The sequence below is a fragment of the Candidatus Neomarinimicrobiota bacterium genome (assembly GCA_041862535.1).
Lineage (GTDB): Bacteria > Fidelibacterota > Marinisomatia > SCGC-AAA003-L08 > TS1B11.
The window spans coordinates 1-5,588 of sequence record JBGVTM010000338.1 but is presented as its reverse complement, the minus strand read 5'-3'; the positions used below and the strand labels follow the sequence as shown (position 1 = coordinate 5,588).

General features: G+C 53.3%; 4 protein-coding genes. 2 read left to right on the top strand and 2 right to left on the bottom strand.

Going from position 1 to position 5,588, the window contains the following annotated elements; translation table 11 throughout:
• The coding region (locus ACETWG_12205) for a lamin tail domain-containing protein (protein MFB0517349.1) at positions 1-941 on the bottom strand (941 nt) is incomplete at its 3' end.
• Positions 942-1,255: 314 nt separating this feature from the next.
• Between ACETWG_12205 and ACETWG_12200 the strand changes: the two genes are divergently transcribed.
• Positions 1,256-3,160 (top strand): tetratricopeptide repeat protein, encoded by a 1,905-nt coding sequence (locus ACETWG_12200; GenBank protein ID MFB0517348.1) that lies wholly within the window; start codon positions 1,256-1,258, stop codon positions 3,158-3,160.
• Positions 3,161-3,257: 97 nt separating this feature from the next.
• Here ACETWG_12200 and ACETWG_12195 read toward each other — a convergent pair whose 3' ends face one another.
• Positions 3,258-3,935: a LysM peptidoglycan-binding domain-containing protein gene (locus ACETWG_12195; GenBank protein MFB0517347.1), complete on the bottom strand. Its 678-nt coding sequence runs from the start codon at positions 3,933-3,935 to the stop codon at positions 3,258-3,260.
• A gap of 310 nt (positions 3,936-4,245) precedes the next feature.
• Between ACETWG_12195 and ACETWG_12190 the strand changes: the two genes are divergently transcribed.
• Positions 4,246-5,588: M16 family metallopeptidase (locus tag ACETWG_12190; protein ID MFB0517346.1), on the top strand; the 1,343-nt coding region annotated here is incomplete at its 3' end.

The following is a 5,588-nucleotide window of genomic DNA, read 5'->3' as shown; positions in this document are numbered from 1 at the left end:
TCACGAACCTCCCAGAGTTTCAAATTCACCATACTGGTGGTGGTGTTTACCAGTTCCACCCATTCCGGCTCGCCGCTTAAGGGCATATACATGATCTCATTTACCACCACAGCCATAGCGGGAGCTGGGATAGGGATATCAATCTGAAGGCTGTTATTGGTGGTATCGTAGTCTCCTGGCACTGCTATACGGACTGTCAGGGAATACAGGCCCAATACTGTTTCGGGCGCTTCCCACCCGAAGGTGATCACGCGGCTTTCACCCACCTCGAGAGATGGAATATTGGCCACCTCCGTTTCATCGGCCAGGACCTTCCCCTCCGCCGCCATGATTCCTTGGTTGCTGATAGTGGCGCTGATCCTGAAGCCTCTCGGCGGCGTTGCGGCTTCCCAGTCGAGATTACTTAGGGCGAGGTCTATTCCATGGCCGACCACTGAGTTGGATGCCCCTGGAGTACCGTACAGCTGCGTGCTGGGGCGCCAGTTACCTGGCAGGGTGCAATCATCCAGAATGACCTTCTCCAGCGAATACCCCGGCGTGATATCCTGGTTCCACCCGACTTGATCTACCGTGTCCCCGGCTGCATCGACCAGAAACAGAGTGTCGCCGCTGTTGGACAGGCCGTTGCCGATTGCATTGTCATCTACAAAAAGGATCGTAGCGGCAGCAGGAAGGAGGTCCCGGTAAGTACCGGTGGCAGTGTCGTAGTCGGCCTCAAAGATGACGGCGATCTGGCCGGGCCAGAGGAGCAGTTGACTGCCGCCAAGGTCGTCGATGCTGTGCAGATCGGCTAGCCGCCAGCCCGCCAGATCAATGGTGTAGTCGGTAATGTTGACGATTTCCACAAATTCGTCAGGCACATCAGTTCCGTAAGGATGGTACATAACTTCTGAAACCACCACCGGACCGCACAGACCTGATGCCACCAGTAGTAAGGCCACTACCGCCAATTGTGGTGCCTCCTGATTGAATGGGAATTGGCTTTATAATCAAGATACGACAGTGAGTTCAGGCGGGCAAGCAATGATTGGCGGGCAGTTGTATAAATCTATTAAGTAACTAATCTTTTTTAATGGCTAAGTTTCAGCCTGACACTTGCCGGGTCTTCGGAGAATATCTAGCCGTATTAGAACCATATTAGAAATTTTTTGCCCCGGAACTGGCAATAGTTGAGTGGTTTTCGTATCTTTGCCAAAGCTAAGAGCCAGATTAGATGAAGGTATTCTATAGATACATGTTTATTAGGAGATTTTCTGTGATTTCCAAGACAACAGTTAGGCTTAGCGATCATGTCGCCGGGGCGATATTGATCCGCTCCCTGATGTGGATAATGTTTGTCCCGGGAATGATCCTTTTCGCCCAGGTTACAGAAGATACAGCCGCTGCCGCGCCGGAATCCTCCCTGCTCGAGCAGGTTTATGAGCATCGTATTTCCCTGCTCCAGGACAGCCTCTTCCTCACCCAGGAACAGCTGGATGCCGCCAACTTCCTCGTCCAGCAGCTGGAGCAGCAGGCGGGTCTCATGACCGATTCGCTGGCCCTGGCCCAGGACCAGATCCGGCAGCTGGCCGACAGCCTGTCACACCTGTTCATCCTTTATGATCGGGCCGTGACTGAAAACGAGCAAAATCTGGCCCGCTTGAGTGCCCTGAGTGATTCCATCGCCCAGAGCTTCCATCGGGAGAGCGAGCTGCAGGCTCTGGCCGACTCGCTTATGATCATCCTGGCCAGGACTCAGACTCATCTTGCTACAACCGGAAGTGCCCAGCGAGCCTACTCGGATACCGCTATGGCTTTGAGGAATACGCTCGAAGCTGTGCAGCAGGAATTAGCCGCCAGCGAACAACGAGTTACAGGAATGTACGAACAGCTCAAGACAGCAATGTTAACTCCCAGGGAGGCCGCTATAGATTCCGCCGTGGATGAAAGGCTCATCAGTTATTTGCGGCAAACGGTGGATTATGAACTCGAGACCACCGGACTGATGCGGCTATTCCAGGCCAGGGCCGAGAGTGATGAGATTTATGCCTATAGACTTGATGAATTCCGCCAGTATCTGGCCCGGGTAGCCCTGCAGGGCCATTCGCCGGATGCCCTTAATCTCCTCGCCAACACCTACAGTAAACAAGATAATCCTGTCCGGGCTACCCTGGCGTATTTAAAAACGCTCTTTCTCTACCCTGAATCGGAAGCCGGGCTCCAGGCCATGGGTCAATTGGAAGAACTGGTTGACAAGAATAGCGACCTGGGGCGATTGTATCATGACGTGGCCCTCAATCCCGATTCCTTGGATGTTGGTGAGGAAGAGTTTAACCGGTTTCTAAATTATCTGAACCACGTACGGAAGCTACCTGATGCCACCGCCAGGGAATGGTTCATCATGGAGGCACAACAGTTCCTGGCCATGTATCCGGGTATATTCCAGGCGGATGAAGTTCTCGTCTGGATTGCCCAGGCCTATCATGCTCAGGAGCAGTATCATAACGAGATCCTCACCTATCTGAAGATCCGCACGCTATACCCGCACAGCCGCTACCGGCCCGAGATCACCTACGCCATGGCGCAGATAACTGCCGATAATTTGAAGGCCTATGAGACTGCCGCGCGGCGATTTGAGGATTTCAGGGTGGAGTTCCCTGACCATGAGAAAGCTCCGGCGGCCCTCCTTGTCCGGGCCGGTATTTATCAGAATGAACTGAAAGACTACCAACAGGCGGGGAACCTGTATCGCGAACTGGCCGATACTTACCCTGACGATGCCTTGGCAACTGTCAGCCTGTTCCGGTACGCCGAGCTGCTGCGCCTCCAACTGGCGTCACCCACGGCCGCTTTGGCCGTCTACGAAGAAGTCCTTACGCGTTATGGCGAGGAACCGGAAGCAGGTATTCCGGCCTTGGAAGGACTGGCCTCCATCTCTAGGGAAATCCGACAGTATGATGCTGCGGTGGTCTATTGCCTGGATATCCACCAGCGCTACCCCAAAGAGCAAGAGCGGGCCGTTGCTGCTATCCTTGAAGCGGCCGATATCTATGAATCGCAGCTGAGAAACATCGATGCCGCCATTCATACCCTGCATATCGTATTGGACAACTATCCCGATTACCCCGGTATCAAGTCCGTCCAGAAGCGGGTTCAGAAGCTTCAAAAGAAACGGGGTTGATCCGACTGCCGGCAACCCAACCGATAAAGGCAGACAGCCCCGGGTTCTTCCCGGGGCTGTTCATGCTTGTTTCCCCTTATGCTGGAAATCCGGTTTGCTAGAAGGTTGGCCAGAGCTCGGTGCGAATCCGTAGCTCCATTCCTGGTTTAAGCATCCCTGCGTTGGAGTTAAGTGCTTTTTCGTTGTCCCAGAAGATCACAATCCAGGCGATCTCATCGCCGTATTTTTGCCCGGCGATGGACCACAAGGTCTCATCCTTCTCGACTACATGGATGGTGTAATCGTAGTCCCACTTGACAATCTGATCTTCCGGTTTATACAGCTCCAGCTCGTGATAAGGGTAAATGAGGTTGGGATTGTCACCGATGCGTTCCCGGTTCCAGCTGTAGATGCGACGCCACTCGTTGGGATTGCCGTATTCATTGTATGCAATCTTGATGAGGTAGTCATGGGGCCGAATCATGTACAGGTATACCACGCTGTCCGGATGGATGATCTCCTCCGGCTCTTGCTCGATATCCTTGTATTCTTCCAGGGGAATCGTCACCGGTTCCTCGGGTAGCTCTTCAGGCACAGCGACCTCTTCCACTACCTCTTTCTCGACGATGGGCAGCTCCTCTTCAGCAATGGGTGGTGCTACAACCACTTCAGGGGCTGGTTTGGGTTCCTCAACTACAGGTGTGGGCGCTTCTTCGGCAGCTGGCTTGGCACAGCTTCCCAATATCAATGCGCCGCCAAGTATGAACATGATGAATGGCAACAGTCTGGTATTCATAAGAGACATCCTTTCATCTCCTCGCCTGCTAATGTAAGCATAAAATCGGTTCAAAATAAGGGTAAGCTCAACCTAAGGGAATATATTTGATCTGGAACACCATTCTTCAAAAGGGTGTGTATTCTCGTATCGTCCCCTTTACGATGACTTAAACATAAAAACCCCAGAGGTTCCCAAAAAGTGTTAGCTTATTTTTTTATAACGGAGAATCGGGCGACCGTACCATTGATGCATATGCGAGGCATTGCGGTGCTGCGTTGCAAGTGGTGTGGTTCTCTTTTTTCTGGCAGCATGTACCCGGGAAGGGGCTATGAGAGGTTTTAAACAGATTCGGGTCTCTGGCGGCATTACGGAATACCGGATGACGTCCAATGGTCTGACGATTCTGCTTATGGAAGATCATTCAACCCCGGTTGCTACCTTTATGGTCACCTACCAGGTCGGTTCCCGCAATGAGGCCATCGGGCACACCGGCTCGACCCATCTTCTGGAGCATCTGATGTTCAAGGGCTCCCAGGGATACAATAAAGAGCACGGCAATTCTATCTGGTCTGTGCTGCAGGATGTGGGAGCTCGCATCAATGCTACCACCTGGTTGGATCGTACTAATTACTTCGAGCTGCTGCCCAGTGAACACCTGGAGACAGCCATCGCTATCGAGGCTGACCGCATGCGTCAGGCACTGATCCGGGACAGCGACCGCCAACCGGAAATGACGGTGGTGCGCAACGAGCTTGAGCGTGGTGAGAATGACCCCTGGGAAGCACTGGATAAGAATATGTGGGCTACTGCCTACCAGGCTCACCCCTACCACCATGCCACTATCGGCTGGCGCTCAGACGTCGAGGGCGTTTCAACCGAGCGTCTACGTCAGTTTTATGATACCTTTTACTGGCCCAACAACGCCACGGTCACGGTTATCGGCGATTTCGATACCGCACAGGTGCTATCCTGGATTAAGTCCAACTTCGGAAAATACTCTGCATCTCCCCATCCCATTCCCGAAATGTACACTTCTGAACCCCGGCAGGAGGGCCCGCGTCGGTTTGTCCTCAGGCGCTCCGGTGAGACCGGTATTGTTGCTATCGCCCATAAATCCCCGGTGGGGTTGCACCCGGATAAGTATGCCCTCACTCTACTGAAAGGTATCCTGGGTATCGGCAAAACGAGCCATTTCTATCGTGCCCTTATTGATAAAGGCCTTACCACTTCCATTGTTGTCTGGGACCATCCGCTCCATGATAATGGCCTCTTCATTACCTATGCCTTCCTGACCCCGGGCACCGGTCATCAGAAGGTGGAGCGGATTATCCTGAGTGAGTATGAAAAGGTTAAAATAGAAGGGGTAACGATGGCGGAGGTGGACCGGGTGAAGGCCCAGATTAAGGCGGAGGTGGCCTTCAGCCGGGATGGCTCCTTTTCCATCGCGGCGGCCTTGAACGAGGCCATCGCCATTGGTGAGTGGACTTACTATACCACTTATCTTGATCGGCTAGCGGCCATAATGAAAGCGGATGTCCAGCGGGTGGCACGTGAATATCTGGTAGAAAACCAGGGTACCATCGGCTGGTTTGAACCGGTCTCCATTGAAAGCCGTACTGGCAATTCCACCAAAGCCAACGCCCCGGCTGCCGTCGTCGGAGGCCCTCGGTT

Coding starts and splice junctions, on each gene's coding strand:
- ACETWG_12195 (MFB0517347.1), bottom strand. CDS start 3,935: ATGAATACCAGACTGTTGCCATTCATCATGTTCATACTTGGCGGCGCA.